This window comes from Lewinella cohaerens DSM 23179, from assembly GCF_000379805.1.
In the GTDB taxonomy this organism is placed as follows: domain Bacteria; phylum Bacteroidota; class Bacteroidia; order Chitinophagales; family Saprospiraceae; genus Lewinella; species Lewinella cohaerens.
Genome location: NZ_KB903531.1, coordinates 198,837 through 219,966, shown reverse-complemented (window position 1 = coordinate 219,966; position 21,130 = coordinate 198,837). Strand labels below are relative to the sequence as shown.

At 45.4% G+C, this 21,130-nt stretch carries 17 protein-coding genes; 9 read left to right on the top strand and 8 right to left on the bottom strand.

What is annotated here, in order from left to right:
- Positions 1–148: 148 nt before the first annotated feature.
- Positions 149–994 carry a LysM peptidoglycan-binding domain-containing protein gene (locus tag A3EU_RS0100815; RefSeq protein ID WP_020534214.1) on the bottom strand — a complete coding sequence of 282 codons (846 nt, stop codon included), beginning with the start codon at positions 992–994 and terminating at the stop codon, positions 149–151.
- Between the two features lie 44 nt (positions 995–1,038).
- Between A3EU_RS0100815 and kdsB the strand changes: the two genes are divergently transcribed.
- Entirely contained in the window at positions 1,039–1,809 is a 771-nt protein-coding gene (gene kdsB / locus A3EU_RS0100810) for a 3-deoxy-manno-octulosonate cytidylyltransferase (protein ID WP_020534213.1), read from the top strand.
- A gap of 3 nt (positions 1,810–1,812) precedes the next feature.
- On the top strand, positions 1,813–2,250 hold the full coding sequence (locus A3EU_RS0100805; protein WP_020534212.1) for a hypothetical protein: 438 nt from the start codon (positions 1,813–1,815) through the stop codon (positions 2,248–2,250).
- Between the two features lie 5 nt (positions 2,251–2,255).
- On the opposite strand, the gene proC is transcribed toward A3EU_RS0100805, so the two are convergent.
- A complete protein-coding gene (gene proC / locus A3EU_RS0100800; protein ID WP_020534211.1) occupies positions 2,256–3,059 on the bottom strand; it encodes a pyrroline-5-carboxylate reductase in 804 nt (267 codons plus the stop codon).
- Positions 3,060–3,199: 140 nt separating this feature from the next.
- Between proC and A3EU_RS0100795 the strand changes: the two genes are divergently transcribed.
- Positions 3,200–3,670: a MarR family winged helix-turn-helix transcriptional regulator gene (locus A3EU_RS0100795; RefSeq protein ID WP_020534210.1), complete on the top strand. Its 471-nt coding sequence runs from the start codon at positions 3,200–3,202 to the stop codon at positions 3,668–3,670.
- A 4-nt stretch (positions 3,671–3,674) separates the two neighbouring features.
- On the opposite strand, the gene A3EU_RS0100790 is transcribed toward A3EU_RS0100795, so the two are convergent.
- The 6 genes from A3EU_RS0100790 to A3EU_RS28935 form a co-directional block, all read right to left on the bottom strand.
- Positions 3,675–5,606: an ABC-F family ATP-binding cassette domain-containing protein gene (locus A3EU_RS0100790; RefSeq protein ID WP_020534209.1), complete on the bottom strand. Its 1,932-nt coding sequence runs from the start codon at positions 5,604–5,606 to the stop codon at positions 3,675–3,677.
- Positions 5,607–6,123: 517 nt separating this feature from the next.
- Positions 6,124–7,632 (bottom strand): serine hydrolase, encoded by a 1,509-nt coding sequence (locus A3EU_RS0100785; protein ID WP_020534208.1) that lies wholly within the window; start codon positions 7,630–7,632, stop codon positions 6,124–6,126.
- Between the two features lie 525 nt (positions 7,633–8,157).
- Positions 8,158–9,276, bottom strand: coding sequence for a 3-isopropylmalate dehydrogenase (gene leuB, locus A3EU_RS0100775; RefSeq protein ID WP_020534206.1), 1,119 nt, complete (start codon positions 9,274–9,276; stop codon positions 8,158–8,160).
- Positions 9,263–9,844, bottom strand: coding sequence for a 3-isopropylmalate dehydratase small subunit (gene leuD / locus A3EU_RS0100770; protein ID WP_020534205.1), 582 nt, complete (start codon positions 9,842–9,844; stop codon positions 9,263–9,265). The genes leuB and leuD overlap by 14 nt, the downstream gene beginning before the upstream one ends.
- 172 nt (positions 9,845–10,016) lie before the next feature.
- The gene (gene leuC / locus A3EU_RS0100765) at positions 10,017–11,423 is read right to left on the bottom strand and encodes a 3-isopropylmalate dehydratase large subunit (protein ID WP_020534204.1); all 1,407 of its coding nucleotides are present in this window, start codon (positions 11,421–11,423) and stop codon (positions 10,017–10,019) included.
- A gap of 55 nt (positions 11,424–11,478) precedes the next feature.
- The gene (locus A3EU_RS28935) at positions 11,479–12,639 is read right to left on the bottom strand and encodes a 2-isopropylmalate synthase (RefSeq protein WP_020534203.1); all 1,161 of its coding nucleotides are present in this window, start codon (positions 12,637–12,639) and stop codon (positions 11,479–11,481) included.
- Between the two features lie 161 nt (positions 12,640–12,800).
- On the opposite strand from A3EU_RS28935, the gene A3EU_RS0100755 reads away from it, so the two are divergent.
- The 6 genes from A3EU_RS0100755 (at position 12,801) to A3EU_RS34110 (ending at position 21,124) form a co-directional block, all read left to right on the top strand.
- Positions 12,801–14,354 carry a hypothetical protein gene (locus tag A3EU_RS0100755; protein ID WP_020534202.1) on the top strand — a complete coding sequence of 518 codons (1,554 nt, stop codon included), beginning with the start codon at positions 12,801–12,803 and terminating at the stop codon, positions 14,352–14,354.
- 192 nt (positions 14,355–14,546) lie between these two features.
- Positions 14,547–15,758, top strand: a complete 1,212-nt coding sequence (locus A3EU_RS0100750; protein WP_020534201.1) for a DUF4856 domain-containing protein — start codon at positions 14,547–14,549, stop codon at positions 15,756–15,758.
- A 150-nt stretch (positions 15,759–15,908) separates the two neighbouring features.
- Positions 15,909–17,006 (top strand): imelysin family protein, encoded by a 1,098-nt coding sequence (locus tag A3EU_RS0100745; RefSeq protein ID WP_020534200.1) that lies wholly within the window; start codon positions 15,909–15,911, stop codon positions 17,004–17,006.
- On the top strand, positions 16,984–18,426 hold the full coding sequence (locus tag A3EU_RS0100740) for an HTTM domain-containing protein (RefSeq protein WP_342670962.1): 1,443 nt from the start codon (positions 16,984–16,986) through the stop codon (positions 18,424–18,426). Before A3EU_RS0100745 ends, A3EU_RS0100740 begins: the two co-directional genes overlap by 23 nt.
- Positions 18,407–20,908: a TonB-dependent receptor gene (locus tag A3EU_RS0100735; RefSeq protein ID WP_020534198.1), complete on the top strand. Its 2,502-nt coding sequence runs from the start codon at positions 18,407–18,409 to the stop codon at positions 20,906–20,908. Before A3EU_RS0100740 ends, A3EU_RS0100735 begins: the two co-directional genes overlap by 20 nt.
- Before the next feature lie 75 nt (positions 20,909–20,983).
- Positions 20,984–21,124 (top strand): hypothetical protein, encoded by a 141-nt coding sequence (locus A3EU_RS34110; RefSeq protein ID WP_020534197.1) that lies wholly within the window; start codon positions 20,984–20,986, stop codon positions 21,122–21,124.
- The last annotated feature ends 6 nt before the right edge of the window (positions 21,125–21,130 follow it).

Here is a 21,130-nt window from a genome sequence, read left to right as displayed (position 1 = left end):
TGTAGTTTTGGGAAGTTGTTGCTTATGTTTTTCTCTGTGTATGTTAATGTAAAATTAACATTCTTTAGCGAGGTTGTGTCACTCGTTTATATATTAATTAAAATATAATACATTGTATTGCTTAGTGCTTTTTTTACACCAAGGGGGCTCAATAATGTTTCAAATGCACATAGAAACGGTCATCTCTAACCCCCAGTGCTTTTGCAGCTAATGGAGATACGACGACGACTGTATTACGATCATATACGCGCTCGGGTAGTCTGCCGCTTACTTTGAGATACATGGTTTGGCGAGTCAGCGGATTGTAGACCTCGACCAAACTATTTACAGGAGCACTACGGTGTAGGCAGAAGAACCCGGAGTTGTCATCGAGGTCGCGTGGCCAGGTAGCTGCACCTCTTTCTTCTGTAATTCGCCGGTCAGCAGAGCGCCGGAAATATTCCAGTTTAAGAGGATGATTCATCTGCGCGTATGGGCCTCCTCGTACTTCGCGCCATTCCGCAGGAATACCTTGGGTGGATACCCAGCCAATGCGTAATAGCTGACCTGGTTTTAAACCATTGGATAACTCCGGGTTTTGGAGCATCAGCCATTCTGGGGGAATTTCAAAAGTACGTTTGCAAATACCATACACTGTTTCTCCACGCTGTACGCGGTAATAAACCAAGGCCAGGCCAGGGAGCATTGCCGGAGGCGGTACCTGCCGAATGATAGCCTTCAAAGGCAATGGAATACTTAATTGATCACCCGGGTCGTATTTTGCACTGACATGCGGGTTGTAGGCATAAAGCTCCTGGAGGGTTAGTCCGTAAAACTTGGCCAGTGAAAAAAGCGTTTGCTTGGTTTTGATTTTATGGGTGAACATCACTTCTCCCATTGGGTGCAAATAAGTGAAAAGCGTATCAGTTGACGAAAGGTAGGGAACAGTGTCTTGCTGCGCCTGTAGTGGGAAATATCCAAGCAGCGAGAAGACCAACAGGAGTGTTAAGCGCATAGGGTGTATTTTGTTTTCTCTTAGTCTCGGCAAATATAAGGGGAATGACTATTTTTAACGCTATGAAGTTTACTGCTATTATCCCCGCTCGTTTTGCATCCACTCGTTTTCCAGGTAAACCCCTCGCGCTTATTGGTGGTAAACCCATGATTCAGCGTGTATATGAGCAAGCAGAATCTTGTGAGCTATTTTCTAAAGTCGTCGTAGCTACAGATGATGAACGAATAAGTAATGCCGTAGAGCACTTTGGCGGGCAAGTCATGATGACGCGTTCGGATCATATTAGTGGAACGGACAGGNTTGCAGAAGTTGCAGCAAATTTACCGGATACGGACGTGGTCATAAATATTCAAGGCGACGAACCTTTTGTGCGTGTTGAACAATTGAAGCAATTGTGCTCTTTTTTTGATCAGCCTGAAGTTGCTATTGCAACCCTTGCTCATCCAATCGTAGCACCTGAAATGATTGTTGACCCCAACGTAGTCAAAGCAGTCTTTGCGCCTAGCGGCAGAGCTTTGTATTTTAGTCGAGCGCCAATTCCTTATCTGCGTGGTGTAGATCAGTTGGAATGGGTGAAAGAAGGTAAGCATTTTCAACATTTAGGTCTGTATGCCTATCGAAAAGAAGTCTTATTGAAGCTAACAGAATTGTCCCCTGCTCCATTAGAAGAAGCGGAGTCCTTGGAGCAGTTACGTTGGCTGACCGCTGGTTATTCTATCTTTGTGGGGGTGACACCGTACAAATCTTTAGGTATCGATACTCCTGAAGATTTGGTTAAAGCGGAAAAATATTGGGAGCAAAACAAAAATAGATAAGCTATGAAATTAGAGAAAATCTCAGATTACGCGGTTATCGTTATTGCCTTGTCGGCCCTTTTTGTATCTATTTGGCAGGTTCGGCTAGGGCATCAGCATAACAAACTCTCCGTCAAGCCATATTTGGATCATCATATAGTTCAGACAGACTCTATGATGGTTGTTAGTTTTTCCAATAATGGATTTGGCCCTGCAATTATCAAAGAGATTTCCTTTTTTTCTAATGGTCAAAAATTTGATACCCTGGAAGAATACCTGAAGTCTTCCGGAGAAATCAAGAATAGAAAAGGTAGTTACAATTATGGTGAGGGTACGATTGTAGCAAGTAATAGCGATAACCTAGTGGTAAAGCTGGTAGGCACACAGCTAAGGGAGGTAGAGGTACGAATACGCTACATCGATATTTATGAAGAAGAAGGGCAATTTAATTTTTCGTTTTAGACTAATCAGCTTTCTCCTAACTCAATGGCTCTTGCCAATGCCGCCTGCGCTCCTGCCACAATATCCTCTTGTACCAGCCGATCTTGATAAGTTTGCATAGCGGCCTCTGTGGTGCCGCCGCGAGAGCTGACTTTTGCAATCCATTCCCCACAAGAGAAATTACTTTTGTTATAAAGGTCTACCGTTCCGCGAAAGGTTTGGCTAACCAATAGCTCGGCTTCTGATTCATTGAACCCCATTCCACGAGCTGCTTTCATCATCGCATCCATGAAGTAAAAAACATAGGCCGGCCCACTACCGCTGATAGCTGTTGTAGCATCAATGGCACTTTCTTGATCGACATAAATAGTTTTCCCCGTAGTATTGAGAAGGTTTTGAACCATCACCAGTTCAATTCTTGTCACCTCATCACTGGCCGTATATGCGGTCATTCCCATGCCGATCTGAGCAGGAAGATTAGGCATGGCCCGAATGATTTTGCTAGCCTTTAGCCCTTGGGCAATGGTACTAATCTTAACACCAGCCATGATGGATAAATAAACCTGTTGTTTTTCAACGAGCGGCCTTAACACGTCGAAGAGGGTAGGGGCGTCTTGAGGTTTTACCGCCAGAATGATTAAATCTGCCAAGCCCAGGCAATCCTTAGGTTCGCTGAAGACGGAACCAATATTCAGTTGAGCCAATTGGACGGCCTTTTCCGGAGATTTCTCCAGAATCATCATGTCCTCTTTTTGGGTAATATGTGAACGCAAAAAACTTTGAGCGTAAGTAAGGCCCATGTTGCCTCCTCCGATAACAAGTATCTTCATAAGAATTCAGAAAATTTAAACAGTGAATGGCTAGGGGCTGCAAAGGTATAATTTTAGAAGGTTTGGCAGCCAATAAACATTTATGTAATTTTATTGTTAGCTTACGGCCACAACATTTTATGCGAGTATCATTATAACCTATGAAATTAGAGGAGGCTATTCAGCAGACGAAGTTTATCAGTGAGCACCAGAAAGTTCATCTTAATATATTGTTCTCCGCTTCATGGCTAAGCCAGCGCAGCATTGCTATATTAAAGCCTTATGGATTAACCTGGCAGCAATTCAATGTATTGCGGATATTGCGCGGGCGCCATCCTGAACCGGCCACGGTTAAGTTATTAACGGAGCGAATGATCGACAAGATGTCTAATGCTAGCCGTTTAGTCGATAAATTACTGGCTAAAGGCTTGGTTGTTCGAGTAACTTCTAAGGAAGATCGCCGTCGGGTAGATGTTAGTATTACCGAATCGGGACTTAAACTATTGGAAGAAGCCAGTGCCGAACTGGAAAATGAAATGAGGTTCGAAAAAGGTTATTTGAGTTGTGCTGAAGCTGAAGAGCTAAATCGTTTGTTGGATAAAATGCGTACGCTTCAGGAAGAAGCGGAATAGGTTATTAATTTTCTGCTTCGTCCATATTCATTTGTGCTTCCTCCCATTCTTCCATAGCTACGGTTAGCTCGTCTTTCTTCTTTTGGTGAAGGGCTATCTTATCTTGAGCATCACTTTGAGAATAAAAATCAGGATCGGACATTAGGGTCTCTAATTTTTCGATATCGTTCTCCAGGCGTTCTACCTTTTTCTCCGCATTTGATAGCGCACGGGTAAGCTTTTTACGCTCTTCGTAAGATAACTCTACTTTAGGCTGACCAGATGCTGTTGCCTCCTCTGCTAATCCTGTATTATTGGATTTACTTAGCTCTACCTCCCGCATGTTCGCCATTTGGCGTTTCTCAAGAAAGAAATTGATATCACCCAAGTGGTTATGGAGGTGATGATCTCTAAACTCAATCGTACGGTCGGTCAAATCGGCAAGGAATTCCCGATCGTGACTCACGACTATAAGTGTACCATCATATTCTATGAGGGCCTGTTTGAGGACATCTTTCGAAATGATATCAAGGTGGTTGGTAGGTTCATCCAGCACCAGAAGATTAAAAGGCCGCAAGAGCAACGCTGCCAGCGCAAGACGGGCTCTTTCTCCTCCGGATAATACAGACACCTTTTTGTCAACATCTTCTCCACTAAAAAGGAATGCGCCAAGTACACTACGTAATTTGGTTCGCATTTCTGGCGGCGAGGAGTTTTCGAGGGTTTCCAAAAGGGTAAGGTCTCCTTTTAGGGCTTCCGACTGATTCTGGGCGTAATAACCGATAGATACGTTATGACCCAGTTTGATATCTCCGCCAGTAGCGGGGATTTCGTCGATAAGAATTTTTGCAAGTGTAGTCTTACCCTGTCCATTTTGTCCCACAAAAGCAACACGATCTCCACGATCTAGCTTTAAGCTGATATTGTCAAGTACTTTTAATTTGCCATATTTCTTGCTAATACCTTTACCGTCTACGACTACAGTGCCTGATCGTGGCGCTGGAGGAAAGCGCAGAACCATTGCTTTGGTATCTGCCTCGTCAATCTCCACCCGCTCCATCTTGTCGAGCTGCTTTTGCATCGACTGGGCCAGCTTTGTTTTAGTGGCTTTAGCCATGAAGCGGTTGATGGTCTTCTCCCGTTGAGCAATTACCTTCTGCTGATTGGCATAAGCCGAACCCAGTTTTTCACGTCTTTCTTCCCGTAGCTCTATGTATTTAGAATAGTGGGCCTTATAGTCATATAATTTACCCAGCTCAACTTCAACAGTACGTTTAGTCACATTGTCCAGGAATTGCTTGTCGTGTGAAATGACGACAACTGACCCAGGGTACGTTTGTAAAAAGTCTTCCAACCAAATGATAGACTCGATATCAAGGTGGTTGGTAGGTTCATCAAGCAAGAGGTAATCTGGTTGCGCAAGCAGCATTTTGGCCAACTCAATACGCATCTTCCACCCACCACTGAACTCGTCTGTTAAGCGAATGAAGTCCCCTTGTGCAAAGCCTAGACCTTTAAGAACCATCTCTGCTTGTGCCTGCATTCGATCACCACCTAGAAAAAGGAATCGATCGTTGAGGGTTGAGAAATCTTCCAGCATTTTCAAGTACGAATCCGTTTCGTAATCCGTACGGACAGCCATCTCTTTGTTGATCTCGGCCAGTCGCGCTTCAATTTTTCGTACTTCCGCAAAGGCTGAGAGCGTTTCTTCCATGACGGATTTGCCCTGCGGGATGTTCATCTCTTGGTGCAAAAAACCTATGGTGCGATCAGAAGGGATACTGAGGGTGCCTTCATCCGACCTTTGATAACCCGCGATAATTTTTAATAAAGTGGATTTTCCAGCACCATTGCGGCCAACAAGCCCAATTTTATCTTTGTCTCCAATCACCAAAGTGACTCGATCCAAGAGGATTCGGTTGCCGTACTGTACGTAGATATCGCTGAGGGTAATCATATTGCTGAATTTGCGGCTGCAAAAGTACGAGATTGCGTAGACTTATTCAGGTTAAGGAAAGGGATTTTATAGAGGAGGCGTGGTGATGAGGGGGTATAGCAGCCCCAAGTGGAGGGCCCACCCTCCTGCCAGATCGCCAAAACCGCCCCCTGACCCAATGGCCATACCGGGCGTGCGTCATCATCTGCTCCTTTTCAGAAGCAGCCAAGCAATACGCAAAAATAAAACCGCTGAATGCTCTATTGACGATAGAGGTATTAACCTTCGATTGGAATCACCAGCGTCACATGGTGAAGTAGAATGTAAATGTAATTAAAAGTTTTATAAAATCAAAATTAAAACAAAAAAACAACGCAAACTAAGCTGGACTTTGCCCTAGGCATGCCTTCGGCGTCGGCATTCGCCGAAAGTAGTAGAAGGATTAAAGGTAGAAGGTATAGGGATTTGATCCTTCTGCGTTTTCTGATCCCTGTACCCTGTACCATAGGCACGCGAAGCGAGCCGTACCCCTTAGATGCTACTGCTTTGCTGCCTTGATCTCATGAAAGAAAATATCATCATTGGGCACATCAAAGCTCAGTCCCGTAACTTTTCGGTTATTGTCCAATTCAAATTGTACGGTTCCAAAATCAAACCATGCATGAGTTTGTTCCCAATTGATTAGCCAGGTATCGTAGTGCCAATGACTAAGCGTAGCATTGAGTTGCGGGGCCGTAAGGAAGTTTAGTTGCATGGCTTCTCCCTGTTGTTTTACTTCTATTTTACCATACATTGGGTCATCATAAACACCCACGTAGGCCGCCGTTGATAGGCTAGGGGAGGTGTTCATCACACGAGCATCAAGTCGCTCCTGATGGCGGTCTTCCCAAGCTTGATCACCTCTTTTTTGTCGATCAATAGCGCTTGATAACCAGTTTTCGGTAGAGATACCCAAGTAGCTATTGATGATGTAGTTGGTCAAGGCCGAAGACAAGCCTGTCATACTATTGGTAAAAATCACCACGCCCAAGTTGTCATCCGGTGCCATCATCACCTGCGAGTACATCCCGTCATAGCCTCCTCCGTGATTAACCAGGCGGTGTCCTTCTCGCATTCGCAAAAACCACCCCAAGCCAGCACTTGTAAACGAGGTACCCCCTGCAAGTGGATTGTGAGGCCGCCAAGTCGTGGCCGTCAGCCCTTCTGGAAAAATTGCCTTCCCTTGCCATTGCCCATCGGCCATCTGTAGTTCTAGCCACTTTAGCATATCTGTTGCGCTAGAGATAATACCACCGGCTGCGCCCATATTGTCCCAGTTGACGTAGGGAATTGGCTGGTTATCATGGCGACTCAAATGTGGGGTTGCTACATTATCCAACTTTGCCAGTGGTGTCACCGAGGTCTGCGTTCTGTCCATGCCCAATGGCTGCAAAAAGTTCTCCTGTACGTATTCTCCCCAGTTTTTACCAGTCACTGTCTTGATAACTTCTCCGGCAGTAATAAACATCAGGTTAGTATATCCATAACCGGACCGCCATTCATATGCCTGAGGCAAGTGCATAACCTGACGGATAACCTGCTCTGCACTCAATGCACTTTTATACCAGATCACATCGCCACTAAAAGTACCCAGGCCCGCCCGATGACAGAGCAAGTCACGCACCATCATGTGGTTAGATACGTAGTCGTCATACACCTCGAAATAAGGGAGGTAGTCGCGTACGGGCGCATCCAAATCCAGCTTGCCCTCCATATGAAGTTTCACGATGCTACTAGAAACAAACGCTTTGGTGTTAGAGGCAATCGCAAACAAGGTATTCCCATCTACCGCTTCGACTTTTCCAGCTGTGCGGGTACCAAAACCCTCCGCCATCACTATTTTACCATCTTTAATAACTCCAACCGAAAAACCGGGTACGTCAAATGCCGTCAGCGCTTCCTGGGCAGCGGCACGGAAATCTTCAGCCGTTTGAGCAGCAGTAAAAAATGGAACCAACAAGCCTAATAACAGCATGTTGGCAAAACGAGGGAAAGGGAAACTTTTCATCACCGAGGTATTTTTCCCAAAAATAGGAAAAGGGAGTTGTTCAGAATAATTTTTCTTTGGGCACTGCCCCGCCTTTTGCGGGGCCGCTACGCTTCGTAGCTCGTTATTCACTCGGCCCCAGCAAAAGCTGGGTCTGCCAGCCTGCGGCCGTCACTACTACGCATCGCTAGTGCATAGCGGTTCAAAAAAAATGATGATTCACCAAATAAAAAACATAAAGACCAGTTAACCAATCTTTTGGTTTGCCGCTCATTTTAAATGCCCTTATAATCCCTCATATGGTTCAAAAAGCCTTGGTGCCTTTAGTGGTTCAATTGTGGGTTGCATTCATAAATGGAGCGCATGTTGAATTCGTGATTTTACCTATCCAATCCCCCCTCTTAAATGCCCTTATAATCTCTTTTTTGGTTCAAAGCCCGAAGTAGTTAGAAAAAAAACTTAAGTGCCTTTGGTGGTGAAAAACAAAAAAAACGAAGCCTCGTCTCCGAAGCTCCGTTTTCAAAAATTCTCAAATCGTTTTTTATACTAAATAATCGTCGATATGCGATCACTGATTTTCTGGATGCGCAGGCTGTGATTTTCGGTGTCTTCTACGATATCGGCGATGATGTCACCAAGTTCGGAACAAGTACACTTGATTTTAGGCTTCAGGTCCTCTGTCCCTAGTCCCTTTTCCATTACTTGGGCGACAGCATCTCTGATTTGCTCTGCTTCCTTGTGGAGCTCCAGGCTATCTAAAAGCATGGCTGCTGAAAGAATGGTCGCCAAAGGGTTGGCACGATCTTCGCCAGCCGCCTCTGGATAAGAGCCGTGAATGGGCTCAAACAAAGACGTATGACTACCTACAGAAGAGGAGGGCAACATACCCAGCGAGCCAGCCAGTACACTGGATGCATCAGAAAGAATATCACCAAACATATTGCTGGTAATAATAACGTCGAACTGTGCAGGATAGAGGATAAGCTGCATAGCGGCGTTATCCACAAACATGTATTTGACCGTTACCTCTGGGTACTCTGGGGCCATTTTTTGCACCACTTCCCGCCATAGTCGGCTTGATTCCAGTACATTGGCTTTGTCTACCAGCATGAGTTGCTTGCGGCGGTTCATCGCTTCCTGGAAACCGATCCGGGCAATACGCTCAATCTCGTATGCGGAATAAGTACAAGTGTCAAAAGCCGTTAGCTTATCTTCACTTCTGCCTCGTTCACCAAAATAAATGCCGCCCGTAAGCTCCCGCACGATTAACATATCTACACCTTCTACGCGCTCTGGCCGCAAGGGGCACAAATCACGTAAGCTGGGGTAGATGGTTACAGGACGTAAGTTTGCGTACAAGCCCAGCGTCTTCCGCAGTTTCAACAATCCTTGCTCCGGACGTACCTTGGCACTGGGATCGTTATCGTATTTTGGATGACCGATAGACCCGAACAAAACAGCATCAGACTGCAAGCAAGTCTCTATGGTCTCCTTTGGTAGAGGGTCGCCTGTTTGATCAATCGCAATGGCGCCAACCAACGCGTGGCAGTATCTAAACGTATGACCATAGCGTTGGCCAACCGCATCCAGCACCTTCATGGCTTGAGCAACTACTTCTGGCCCGATTCCGTCTCCCGAAAGAACGGCAATTTTATACTTTTTCATAAGCTTCTATTTCTTCTTTCTGACTCAGTAGGAAGTCGATGTCATCATAGCCTTTCAGAAGGCAATTCTTTTTGTAAGGATCAATGTCAAAAGTAGTACTAGTACCACTGGCGTCAATTTGAAAACTCTGATTTTCAAGAGAAACCGTAAAGGTAGCACCGGGGTCCTGTTCGATGGCCTGAAAAATTTGATCCAAAAAATCAGGACTTACCACTACCGGTAGAATACCATTATTCAAGGCATTACCACGGAATATGTCCGCAAAAAAGCTGGAAACAACAACGCGCAAGCCATAATCGCCAATGGCCCAGGCAGCATGCTCGCGACTCGATCCACAACCAAAGTTTTTCCCAGCCACAAGAATCTCTCCACGATAAGTGGGGTTATTGAGGACAAAATCCTTCTTGGGCTGGCCTTCGCGATCAAAGCGCCAGTCACAGAAGAGGTTGTCACCAAATCCTTCTCGGGTGGTTGCTTTCAAAAAGCGCGCCGGAATGATCTGGTCCGTATCTACATCCTCAATAGGAAGTGGAATGGCCGTGCTTTTTATAGTCGTAAATGCTTGCATAAAGCAATTTTTATATTGAATTCTGGTAGGTTTTGACTTTGTCAAAACCTACCAGAATCATGATTTAATCTTAAATGTCCGTTCGGCGTAGGTTGTACCTACGCCAGCACCCCTTCTTATAATCCCCTTATAATCTCTTATATGGTTCAAATAAGGTGGTTCAAATAAAGCATCAGGCCAATACGCCCACCTGCTTACTCACATCCACAATCTCACCGGCAATGGCGGCTGCGGCAGCAGTCAGTGGGCTTGCCAAGATAGTACGTGCTCCAGGCCCTTGCCGTCCTTCGAAGTTGCGATTACTGGTAGATACGCAGTACATGCCTGCGGGTACCTTGTCTTCGTTCATGCCAAGACATGCAGAGCAGCCGGCTTGACGAAACTCAAAACCAGCAGCGATAAACACTTTGTCTAAGCCTTCAGCCTGCGCCTGTAACGCTATTTGCTGAGAACCGGGTACGATCATAGCTTTTACATGGGAAGCGACTTTTTGCCCTTCAATTAAGGCAGCAGCCATCCGCAAGTCCTCCATGCGAGAATTGGTACAGGAACCGATAAAGACATAATCAATGCGTTGGCCCAATAGCGACTGACCGGGCTGGACATCCATGTAGGCCAGAGATTTCTTAAAGGTGGCTTCACTTTCTCCGGCTTTAGCTTGCTTTGGAATCTGTGCCGCTACTCCCATCCCCATGCCAGGGTTGGTGCCGTAGGTGACCATGGGCTGGATATCTTCGGCTCGGAAATTGTATTCTTTATCAAAGGTAGCTTCCGCGTCAGTAGGGAGGGACTGCCAATAGGCAAGTTGCTTGTCCCAATCTGCACCCTTGGGGGCAAATTCACGGCCTTTTACATAATCAAAAGTGGTCTCATCCGGCGCAATCAATCCTCCGCGAGCACCCATTTCAATACTCATATTGCAAATGGTCATCCGGCCTTCCATACTGAGGTCGCGAATAGCAGAACCCGCATACTCTACAAAGTAGCCGGTGCCGCCACCTACACCCAGTTGAGCAATAATATAAAGGATGATGTCTTTGGCGACAACCCCGGGTGCCAATTCTCCATCAACCGAGATGCGCATCTTCTGAGGTTTGCGCTGCAAAACGCACTGGGTAGCCATCACTTGCTCTACCTGGCTGGTTCCAATTCCGAAAGCAATACCACCAAAAGCACCGTGGGTACTGGTATGGCTGTCTCCGCAGACAATGGTCATGCCGGGCTGAGTAATACCCAGCTCAGGGCCAATAACATGGACAATACCTTGGTATTTATGGCCCAATCCGTAAAGATTGACGCCGAATTCGGCACAGTTTTGCGTAAGAGCATCAACCTGTTTCCGCGAAAGCGGCTCCTCAATAGGTAAATGTTGGTTGATAGTAGGTACGTTGTGATCAGCCGTAGCAATGGTTTGTGCTGGGCGAAATACCGGCAATCCACGCTCACGAAGGCCAGCAAATGCTTGCGGACTGGTGACTTCGTGGATAAAGTGGCGATCGATGTACAAAATTTGTTGATCTCCTTCGATGGTTTTCACTACGTGGCGATCCCAGATTTTGTCAAACAAAGTCTTAGCCATTATTATTGGTTAGGTTTTTTTAATGAATAGAGGACTCAATGTCCTATGGGCAGTACTATGCTGTTATCTGCTCGTTCTTAAGGATTGCTTCCAAATCCTCATCATTGACTTCTTTCTTAACATCAGCAACTTGTACAAATTGAGCGTAAGCAGTATCCAATTCTACTTTGCTCAGGTCGTGGCCGATGTTTTTAAAACGATAGGCCAAAGCTGCACGGCCACTACGGGCGGTGAGTACAATTTTGCTGGTATCGACACCTACTTCTTTGGGGTCAATGATTTCGTAAGTATCCCGGCGCTTGATGACACCATCTTGGTGAATACCGCTAGAGTGAGCAAAAGCATTGGCTCCTACAATGGCTTTGTTAGGTTGTACAGGCATACCCATACTTTCACTAACCAAGCGACTGGTTTGGTTGAGTAGTTTAGAATTGACCTTCGAGTCCAGGTTCAGGTAAGGGTGCTGACGCATAATCATAACTACCTCTTCCAAAGAGGTATTGCCAGCTCTTTCACCTACACCGTTGATCGTACATTCGATTTGCCGAGCACCATGTTGGATACCTGCAATGGAGTTAGCTGTTGCTAAGCCAAGGTCATTATGGCAGTGGGTAGACAATACGACGTTTTCGATGCCTTTGACATTATCTCTAAGGAAAGCAATTTTTGCACCGTATTCTTCGGGAAGACAGTAGCCTGTCGTATCAGGAATGTTCAGTACAGTAGCACCTGCTTTGATGACAGCTTCACAAACTCGTGCAAGGTATTCGTTATCGGTACGCCCCGCATCTTCGGCGTAGAATTCTATGTCTTCTACAAATGTCTTTGCGTATTTTACAGCATGGATCGCCCGTTCCAGGATCTTGTCCTGGGTAGAACGCAGCTTATGCTGGATATGTGATTGTGAAGTACCAATACCCGTATGAATGCGCGGATGCTTGGCATAAACCAAAGCTTCGGCAGCTCGCTTGATGTCGGCGTCTACTGCTCTGGATAGTGCGCAGATACTGGCATTTTTAATTACTTTACTGATTTCAACCACGGAGTTGAAATCTCCAGGGCTTGAAATCGGGAAGCCGGCTTCGATGATATCTACCCCTAGGGCTTCCAGCTGTAGCGCAATTTCTATTTTTTGCGGAGTGGCCAATTTACAGCCCGGAACTTGCTCGCCATCGCGCAAGGTGGTGTCGAAGATAAAAATATGCTCTGTTGCCATAGGAATAGAAATAATTCTAAGTTTGTATGTTTGTATAATTCAAAGATATTTGGATATGGCTATCTTCGGTAGTTAAAATAGTTAAGTAGTACAAGATGCTATTGGACTTGATTTTGATTTAAGACATTGTCTATTAGGGTTTTAGTAAAGGTGAAATTACAATGCCAAAGCAGAAAACAGATGATTTACTCCAACTGATTCTTTCGCTAACTAGAGCAGAAAAGCGACACTTTCGTTTATTCGTTAAACGAAACCAGTCTTCTAATGATATTCTCTTTCTTCAGCTCTTCGATCACTTGGATAAACACCAGGAGTACGATGAGCCTACGTTACTAAAGAAAATACCGGATATTAAGAAGACTCAATTGAGTAATCTCAAAGCACACCTGTATAAGCAATTACTTACTAGTCTTCGATTACTGAGCAAAAATTACAATGAAGATATTGAGATTAGAGAGGCTATTGATTATGCTCGGGTGCTCTATAATAAAGGCTTGTACCAGCAAGCACTTGATATCCTGGATAAGGCAAAACAAAAAGCGCGCCTAGCTAAGTTTGATACGCTAACCCTGGAAATTTTAGAATTTGAGAAACGAATTGAAGGCCAGTATGTTACGGGGAGCATGGAAGGACGGGCAGATGCTTTGAGCCATGAGTCGGCAGAGCTTACCGAGCTTTTACATCGTACGAATCAATTTTCCAACTTGAGCTTGCAAATGTATGCGCTTTACCTAAAGGTGGGATACGTGCGCAATCAGAAAGAGTATGATTTTGCACGCGCAACTTTTGAAGAACAACTTCCTGATGTTGATTATCACCAATTGGATTTCTGGAGCAAAGTTTATCATAGCAAAGCCCATTATTGGTATCACCATATGCGCCAGGATTTTCCGCAGTGTTTCCGTTACAGTGAGCGTTGGCTAGCCTTGTTTGACAACTCTCCGAATTCGATCCGACTCCACCCCGCCGAGTATTTAAAAGGGCTACATAAGTTATTGAATGCACTCTTTAATACCTTGCAATACCAACGCTTTTGTGAAGTCATGCAAATATTGGAGGCCTTTCCTGACCAGTATGATATGAGCAAGAACAAGAATATAGAAGGCCTCTATTACTTGTTCTGGTATATTCATCAAATAAAATTCCACTTTTTACAAGGTACTTTTACCGAGGGAATTGTGCTGGTGGAGCCACTCATGAAAATCATAGAGGAGGAAACCTATTATTGGGATAACCGCCGGGTATTGGTCTTTTACTACCGTATAGCTTGTCTTTATTTTGGTAGTGGAAATAACAGTAAAGCCATTGATTACCTCAATCTGATTATTAACCAAAAAAATCCTGATTATCGGGAAGACATTCAGAGTTTTGCGCGTATTCTTAATCTTATCGCCCATTTTGAATTAGGTAATCGCCAGTTGGTAGAGTACCAAGTGAAATCCGTCTACCGCTTCCTGGCTAAGCAGGAAGAACTGAACGAGGTTCAAAAAGAAATCTTCTACTTTATACGTAAGACTCCCCGTATCAGGACAGATGAGCTGCAAGTGGAGTTTGTTCGCCTCAAAGAAACACTCTCCAAATTGGAAGGCAAACCATTTGTGCGCCGCCCGTTCCTTTACTTGGATATTATCTCGTGGTTGGAAAGTAAAATAGAGGGGGTACCTGTGCAGGAGGTTATTCGCCGGAAATTTGTGGTGCGCGAGGAAAAATCGTAAACAGGGTAAGAACCGCAAGCTGGGCTTTGCCCAAGGAGTGACCAAACCAAAGCCTTCAGCTATGTGGCCTACCTAACCGTTAGGTATATATTAGGGATTGTTGCTTTTTGGGAGGAGTAGAATTTGTCTGGGGAATTGGGGCGTTCTACATTTGGGTTATTATTTAGATTTAGTTTAAATAAAAACAACCAAATGAATATCCGTTTAATCACCCTGCTTTCTTTGCTAAGTGTTACCACTTTTTTTGCCTGTGACGACGACGATCAAGGCCCCTCAATAGACGTACCTGATACTTACGAATTTTCTCGGAATAATGAATCTTCCGTTAGTTTTTCTGGCCAGACTACCCGCATCCTGATGGGAGAGGAGCTGATTGCAGCAATGAAGGACTTCTCCTTTACAGCTCAACAGTTGCAGGATATGTATGCAAACCCAGACGGTGTTGATCCCTTTGCCAATGCAGACCTCAATGCTTCAACCAAGAGTATTCAATCTAAAGTAGCTGCATCGGTTGATTATTTTTCTACCAACACAGTTGATGCAGCAGCCATTAAAGCCGATTTTTCTACATGGTTGGATGCACAGGTCAACGAAGTATTTCCTGCCAATCAACAACTTGCCACGGCAGGTACACCTGGGCAAATTGCCGATGGTAACAGTGTTCGTTACGTTAATGCACAAGGTTTAGAGTACAATCAAATGGTCAACAAAAGCCTTATTGGTGCTTTAATGATGGACCAGATGCTCAACAACTACCTCAGTACTGCGGTGTTAGATGAAGCAAGTAACCGTACCGAAAATGATAACGGAACGACGGTTGAAGCAGAAAGCTATACCAATATGGAACACAAGTGGGATGAAGCCTACGGCTACCTCTACGGTCTTTCGGCTAACCCTGCAGAGCCCAACTTAACGATTGGTGATGATGATAACTTCCTTAACGAATATGTAGGTCGTGTTGCGAGTGACCCTGATTTTATGACCATCGATGATGCTATTTTTGAAGCTTTCAAGCTGGGCAGAGCGGCCATCGTCGCCGGAGATTATAAGCTTCGTGATGAGCAAGCTGCTATCATTCGGGATCAGGTCTCTAAAGTAATTGCGGTTCGTGGAGTCTATTATTTGCAACAAGGCAAAAAAGCTTTAGAAACCACACCTATTGCTTACGGCGGTGTGTTTCATGACTTGTCTGAAGCTTACGGATTTATCTATAGCTTGCAGTTTTCCCGCCGTGGAGATGCTCAAGCACCGTATTTTGATAACTCAGAAGTACAAGCTTTCTTGACCGACTTGCTGGGGGACGGAACCAATGGTTTGTGGGACGTAACACCTGCTACTATTGACGCCATTTCTACTGCTATTGCTACAGCTTTTGGTTTTACAGTAGCGGAGGCTGCGGAGTAAGCTGGGCTTCAGCCCGGCCACAATAGATACCTACTGAATGCCCACTGCCTCGAAGGTATGAGATTGTGTCAACGTCCAGCTACGTCTTAAACTTACATTACCAAATGATTTCATCCAGAGCTTGGTTGCTAAATTTTTGAAAATAGTACCATGAAAAATTTATTCTTCCTTTTTCTTCTCACGATAGCTACGTTCTCTTGTGGAGAAGACGATAACGCTCAGCCTAGCGATAACTTCGATCGGCAAGCGATGCTGACTCACTGGGCTGATAACATAATCATTCCTGGCTACGTGGCTTTTACAGGATCAACCACTGATTTGCAAGCTGCTGTTGCTGATTTTGTCGCTAACCCGGAGTTGGCAACTTTGTCAGCCTTGCGTAGCGCCTGGGAAACTGCGTACTTGGACTGGCAAAAAGTAGCCATGTACGAAATTGGTAAAGCAGAAGAATTGCTTCTGACCAATAATCTCAACATCTACCCGGTAGATGTCGCTGCCTTGGATGCCAATATAAATAGTGGCGTCTACAACCTGGAGTTACCATCAACGAATGATCAGCAAGGTTTTCCAGCGCTGGATTATTTGCTATATGGCCTAGATACCGATGAATTAACATTGGTCAATCTATATGCTGATAATGAGAGTTACCGCTTGTACCTGCAAGCAGTTGCGAATAGAATTAACACGCTCGCTCAGGCGGTATTGAACGATTGGACAGACCGCTACAGAGGTGAATTTGTTGCCAATGATGGCAACTCTGCTACCGCCTCCGTAGATAGATTTGTGAATGACTACATTTTCTTCTATGAAAAACACTTGCGTGCAGGCAAAGTAGGAATTCCTGCCGGTGTTTTTTCGGGCGCTCCGCTTGATAATACCGTAGAGGCCTACTACCGGCGTAATTTCTCTAAGACCTTGTTGTTGGCCAGTTTAGATGCCGTACAGGATTTTTTCAACGGGAAATCTTTTGATGGAAGCAGTACTGGCCCCAGTTTAGCAGCTTACCTAACAGAGTTGAACGCAGAAAAGGATGGCTTGCCACTAGCGGAAGTTATCAATGAACAGTTTGACCAAACCCGAGTACAAGTCGCGCTGCTGGCCGATGATTTTACGGAACAAATTGCTGCTGATAATACTGTCATGCTGGCTACTTATGATCAGCTACAAATCAATGTGATTAACCTCAAGGTTGATATGCTGCAAAAGCTGAATATCAATGTTGATTATGTCGATGCCGATGGGGATTAACAAAAGGTTGGCAACTTATTTTCAATCTACTACGAGCGCTGCTCCACTGGCGGTTTTTCGGATCTTCTTTGGCATTTTGATGCTGATTAGCCTCATCCGCTTCGCTGCTTTGGGCTGGATTGAAAAGTTATATTTGGAGCCATCGTTCCATTTTACTTTTTACGGCTTTGGTTGGGTCAAACCATTGGGCGGGTATACTTACCTGCTCTTTGTCGTTTGTGGGTTGGCGGCATTGATGATCACCTTGGGGTATCGCTACCGGCTGGCCATTGCTGTCTTTTTTTGTTCGTTTACTTACATCGAGCTGATGGACAAAACGACCTATCTCAACCACTACTACTTTGTTAGTGTGATGAGTTTTTTGTTGTTTTTTCTACCTGCTGCTGCATATTTTTCTCTGGATGCTCGTAGGAAATCAGCGACGTTGGTACCACGCTGGTCGATTGATGCAGTTAAGCTCATGCTAACCATTGTCTACTTTTATGCAGGTTTGGCAAAGCTTAATTCCGACTGGCTTTTGGAGGCAAAACCGCTGAGCATTTGGTTGGCTACCAAAGATAGTATTCCCTTGATTGGGGGCCTGTTAAAGGAAACCTGGGTGGCTTACGCCTTTAGCTGGTCCGGGGCCTTGTATGATCTTTTTATCCCTTTTTTGCTGTGGTATCGCCCTACCAGAAGCTTAGCATTTGTAGCGGTGGTGATTTTTCATTTGCTTACGCGAATCCTCTTTCCCATAGGGATGTTTCCTTATATCATGATAGTGAGTACGCTGATCTTTTTTGGACCTGAGTTTCACAAAAAAGTATTGAGCGTAATCAGTAGGCTAGGGGAGTGGCTGGGAATGGTGCCTAGTGCTAATTATGAAGACATGACTTCCTTGTCGACTGTTTCTTCTAGTAGCTCCAAAGTCTCTTTACCATCTACCCAAAGTGGCGATGCAACCGGCACGCTTCCCTCTACCTTTAAGATAGGCATCCTCACCTGTTTTTTCGCGCTGCAACTACTGATACCCTTTCGCTATCAGCTCTATCCCGGCGAGCTGTTTTGGACAGAACAGGGCTTCCGCTTTTCCTGGAGAGTGATGCTGATGGAAAAAGCAGGGTATGCCCAATTCAAAGTTGTAGACGGGGAATCGGGCCGCCATTTCTACGTAGATAACAGTGAATTCCTCAACCCTTTTCAGGAAAAGCAAATGGCTTTTCAGCCAGATTTTATCTTGGAATATGCGCATTACTTGGCGGAAACCTATCGTGAGAGAGGTCTGAAGTCAGCGCAAGTATACGTAGAGAGCTACGTGGCGCTTAACGGCCGTGGTAGTCAACCTTTTGTTGATCCTACCGTTGATCTGGCGCAAGTTGAAATTTCTTTAAAGCATAAAAACTGGCTGTTGCCTTTTCGCGATGAAATCAAAGGACTATAATCTTCGTCATATTCTTTCTTTGGGCTTGCTTCTTTGTTGCTTGCTGGCCGGAAACTTGTATGGACAACACTCCTTTAGTGGGCGCGTAATAAACGCGGCTACTGACGAACCCATCATAGGTGCAGAGCTCTTTATTTCAGGTATTAGCAGGACAGCTATTACAGATCGAAAAGGGACTTTTACCGTTACTGAATTACCGAATGACACCTACACGGTTTACCTGTTTTTAGAGGGTTTTAATACCATTGAAGAGCAACTGGTCGTCAAAGATCAGGATGTCGTGCAAGATTTCCGTTTGACAGACCTTCAGGTACAGCTTTCGGCAGTAGTCGTACGTGAAGAGCAAGAACGAATATACGCCCTCAAGCGCTTGCGAGCCGTGGAAGGGACGGCCATTTATGCGGGCAAAAAGACAGAAGTTATTCTGCTAGAGCAGCTAACCGTTAATGCAGCAGCCAATAACGCCCGGCAAATCTACGGACAGGTAAGCGGACTCAATATCCAGGAAGCCAACGATGCTGGCCTACAACTCAATATCGGCGGTCGCGGCCTGGACCCCAATCGCTCCGCTAGCTTCAATACCCGGCAAAATGGCTACGATATCAGCGCCGATGTGCTAGGCTATCCCGAGAGTTATTACACCCCGCCAGCGGAGGCTTTGGCGGAGATTCAAATTATTCGTGGTGCGGCCTCTTTACAGTATGGTACCCAGTTTGGTGGCCTCGTAAACTTTGTTTTCAAAAAACCATCCACCCAGAAAATAGCACTAACCAGCCGACAAACGATAGGTTCCTTTGGTTTGCGGACGACCTTCAACAGTTTGTCTGGCACCCTGGGGAAGTTTAGTTATTATACTTTTTACAACTACAAGCAAGGAGACGGCTTTAGAGAGAACGCTGATTTCAAGTCTCATAATTTTTATGCGCATCTCGGCTATCAGTTTTCACCCAAAACCAAGCTTGCTTTAGAAGTGACCTACCTTGACTACCTCGCGCATCAGGCGGGAGGCCTGACCGATGCACAGTTTTACCGTGATCCTACCTTTAGCAACCGTACCCGCAATTGGTTTGCCGTCGATTGGCTGTTGTATTCCCTGCGGCTGGATCACAAGTTTTCGGTCAATACCGATCTTTCTGTTCAGTTTTTTGGATTAGATGCCAGCCGTAAGGCGGTAGGGTTCCGTACCAATCGGGTGAGTCAGGTAGATGACCTTTCCGCTCCGCGTGATTTGCTAATTGGAGAATTCAACAACTGGGGCATAGAAACCCGCTTGCTGAATCGCTATAAAATCGGTAGTCGGGATGCTGTTTTTCTGATTGGTAATAAATACTATCACTCCACCAACGAAGCCTTTCAAGGCCCAGGTACTAATGGTAGTGATGCGGATTTTCTGTCTGCTTTGACACAATTTCCCACCTACGATGCACAATCTGATTTCACCTTTCCCAACCGTAACCTGGCGTTCTTCATTGAAAATATCTTCTACTTACGTGAAAACCTATCTCTGACACCAGGCTTGCGCTATGAGTATATCAACACTCGTAGCGAAGGGGGCTTCCGGGCCATTGATCGCGACTTGGCAGGCAATCCCATCCGCGACCAATATTTTGAAGATAATCGTGATTTTGCACGTAATATTTTCCTCGCTGGGCTAGGGCTCAGCTACAAGCCACAACCCAATACGGAATGGTACCTCAATTTTTCTCAGAATTTCCGCTCCGTCACCTTCTCTGATATCCGCGTTGTAAACCCTTCCGATCAGGTAGACCCAAATATCAGCGATGAACGCGGCTTTACCGCGGATGTTGGCTGGCGCGGACGTTTGGATAAAGTAGCTTTCGAGGTCGGTGGTTTTGGTTTGTTGTACGATGATCGCTTGGGGGCGGTGCTGCGCCCCCGTACACGCGTTACTGCTGAAGGAGTGACGGTACAAGTACCCGGCCCACCGGTACGCTGGCGAGGCAACATCGGGCAAGCTTTCATCTTTGGCTTAGAAGGACTGATGGACTGGAACTTACTGGGCACTTTCTCTAAAGAAAATAAGTCAGAAGCTCAGCTAAACTATTTCATCAACCTGGCCCTTACACACTCCGAATATTTCGCTTCCGAAATTTCCAATGTAGCGGGTAAGCGAGTAGAGTTTATGCCACTGATTAACGTGAAAACCGGTCTGCGTTTTGGTTATAAAAACCTACTTGGGTCTCTTCAGTACACCTACCTCTCTGAGCAGTATACCGATGCAACCAATGCACCACAAAATAAACAAGATAACCTCAGCGGTATCATCGGCTCTATTCCTGCCTACAGTATTGTAGACATGAGCCTGTCTTACCGTTTTTGCAAATGGCTAAAAGTCGAAGCCAACGTAAACAACTTGCTGAACAACAGTTACTTTACCCGGCGTACTACAGGCTACCCTGGGCCGGGAATTATCCCTTCGGCGCCGAGGGCTTATGTGGCGACTTTGGTGATGGAGTTTTAGAAATTGTACTTCATGTGATCCAAGTTACTGAGTTAAGGCATTTTCTTCCCCAGCTTTGTTGAAAATAAAAGCCTTATGGGAGAAAGTAACACCTTATTATACGTCATCGCCACGATTGTTATCCTACACATTGTAGCGGGTATTGGTTTTTTGATATACAAGATCGGCACCGCCCCCACAGTTGACCGCTCTCAAGAAGAGGAGCAGGGCCAATAACCAACA

Excerpts from the sequence above, each read along its gene's own strand:
- A3EU_RS0100745 (WP_020534200.1), top strand. The coding sequence starts at position 15,909 with ATGAAAAATTTATTCTTCCTTTTTCTTCTCACGATAGCTACGTTCTCT.
- A3EU_RS0100785 (WP_020534208.1), bottom strand. The coding sequence starts at position 7,632 with ATGAAAAGTTTCCCTTTCCCTCGTTTTGCCAACATGCTGTTATTAGGC.
- leuB (WP_020534206.1), bottom strand. The coding sequence starts at position 9,276 with ATGAAAAAGTATAAAATTGCCGTTCTTTCGGGAGACGGAATCGGGCCA.
- leuD (WP_020534205.1), bottom strand. The coding sequence starts at position 9,844 with ATGCAAGCATTTACGACTATAAAAAGCACGGCCATTCCACTTCCTATT.
- proC (WP_020534211.1), bottom strand. The coding sequence starts at position 3,059 with ATGAAGATACTTGTTATCGGAGGAGGCAACATGGGCCTTACTTACGCT.
- leuC (WP_020534204.1), bottom strand. The coding sequence starts at position 11,423 with ATGGCTAAGACTTTGTTTGACAAAATCTGGGATCGCCACGTAGTGAAA.
- A3EU_RS0100790 (WP_020534209.1), bottom strand. The coding sequence starts at position 5,606 with ATGATTACCCTCAGCGATATCTACGTACAGTACGGCAACCGAATCCTC.
- A3EU_RS0100805 (WP_020534212.1), top strand. The coding sequence starts at position 1,813 with ATGAAATTAGAGAAAATCTCAGATTACGCGGTTATCGTTATTGCCTTG.
- A3EU_RS0100755 (WP_020534202.1), top strand. The coding sequence starts at position 12,801 with ATGCCAAAGCAGAAAACAGATGATTTACTCCAACTGATTCTTTCGCTA.
- A3EU_RS0100750 (WP_020534201.1), top strand. The coding sequence starts at position 14,547 with ATGAATATCCGTTTAATCACCCTGCTTTCTTTGCTAAGTGTTACCACT.
- A3EU_RS0100815 (WP_020534214.1), bottom strand. The coding sequence starts at position 994 with ATGCGCTTAACACTCCTGTTGGTCTTCTCGCTGCTTGGATATTTCCCA.
- A3EU_RS0100735 (WP_020534198.1), top strand. The coding sequence starts at position 18,407 with ATGAAATCAAAGGACTATAATCTTCGTCATATTCTTTCTTTGGGCTTG.
- A3EU_RS28935 (WP_020534203.1), bottom strand. The coding sequence starts at position 12,639 with ATGGCAACAGAGCATATTTTTATCTTCGACACCACCTTGCGCGATGGC.
- A3EU_RS0100795 (WP_020534210.1), top strand. The coding sequence starts at position 3,200 with ATGAAATTAGAGGAGGCTATTCAGCAGACGAAGTTTATCAGTGAGCAC.
- A3EU_RS34110 (WP_020534197.1), top strand. The coding sequence starts at position 20,984 with ATGGGAGAAAGTAACACCTTATTATACGTCATCGCCACGATTGTTATC.
- A3EU_RS0100740 (WP_342670962.1), top strand. The coding sequence starts at position 16,984 with ATGTCGATGCCGATGGGGATTAACAAAAGGTTGGCAACTTATTTTCAA.